At 55.0% G+C, this 1,459-nt stretch carries 1 protein-coding gene; it reads right to left on the reverse strand.

Going from position 1 to position 1,459, the window contains the following annotated elements; all coding sequences use genetic code 11:
* Window positions 1-63: 63 nt before the first annotated feature.
* Window positions 64-1,275: an IS110 family RNA-guided transposase gene (locus tag ACWXWJ_RS10225; protein WP_473964345.1), complete on the reverse strand. Its 1,212-nt coding sequence runs from the start codon at window positions 1,273-1,275 to the stop codon at window positions 64-66.
* Window positions 1,276-1,459: the final 184 nt, after the last annotated feature.

The following is a 1,459-nucleotide window of genomic DNA, read 5'->3' on the forward strand; positions in this document are numbered from 1 at the left end:
AGTAGTTTCTTAGGCGTGCCTAGGAGCCGGCCAGGGTGTGCTGGTCGGCTTCGTCTTTGGGCTTTATGCGGCGACGGGGCGTGGCGGGATTTCGCGGAAGAACTCCTTGTTTTTCAGCATCGCGTAGATGACATTGCATCGGCGTCGTGCCAGGCAGATGACTGCTGCGTTGTGGCGTTTTCCTTCAGCACGTTTGCGTTCGTAATACCGCCGTGACGGTTCGTGGCTGCGGATAACCGCGAATGCGGAGTAGAACAAGGCGTTTTTCAGTCGTTTATTGCCTGACCGTGCCGGGAACTCACCTCTGATCGACGAACCGGATCGTCTAGTCACGGGTGCTATTCCAGCATAAGCAGCTAAGTGGCCAGCACTATCGAAGTCGGAGCCATCACCGATCGCAAGGAGGATCTGCGCTGCGGTCTTGATGCCGACTCCGGGCATACTCATCAAGACCTCACAAAGAGGGAAATCAGCGAGCATCTCTTCAACCTGCTCAGCAATGGTGTTTCGTTGCTCTTTGAGGGCCTTGATGTTTGCAGCCAGTTGAGGAATTACTAACTCGGCGGCATCGCTTCCAGGCACGGTGACTGTTTGAGCTTTCAGCGCTGCAAAAATGTCGTCTACCAGCGGGGTGGGGTCTTTACGTGTGTGCTTGATCATCCAGTTCAACACTCGTTGGTATCCGGCTCTTTTTAGCCCCTGCGGCCCCTTGTAATGGATCAATAATTCCAGGATCGGCGTGCGAGTCAGGGTGCTACCAGCAAAAACTCGTTCCAGGCTGGGGTAGATCTGGGTGAGGATACTGCGAAGCCGATTGACAGTGCGAGTGCAATCGCGGGCGATGTCATCATCGAAGCCGGACAGCATCTTTAGGGCGGAGAGTACCTCATCATTGCGGTCGACGGCACGTAGCGTGTGGGGCATTGTGCGGGCGGTGTCGGCGATGATGAATGCGTCGCGTTTGTCTGTTTTTGCACGTCCGGGATAGAGATCTGCAGCTTTGCGCATCGCAAGACCTGGCAGGTATCCGACTTCGCAACTGCAGTCCCGGGCTACAGCAATCGGTAGTGCGCCGATGGTGTTGGGTTGGTCGACGATTACGAGTACGGTGCCAAGCTTTTGTAGCTGGTGAAAAACGCCTGCTAGTTCGGATTCGAGTTGAGGCAACGGTTTGTCGAAGACCTTGTTGCCATCACGGTCTAAGGCGCAGGCGTGGTGTTCAGATTTGCCGACGTCTAGACCAAGGAATATGTCGATGGAATGCTCCGGAGACATGATGAGCTCCTAGAAAACGAGATGGGTATGGCGTTGTTCCAGTCGCTGGTGTCATGACCTTCGTTGCAAGCACCCACGTTACAAAGAGACCTAGTTTGAAACTGGCCGTGTCCCTATCAGCTGTCATCGAAAGTCCTGGAACCCGGCGGCAACACCCCCCGGATTATGGAAACTACAGGGCAGG

Source organism: Corynebacterium sp. p3-SID1761, from assembly GCF_055862885.1.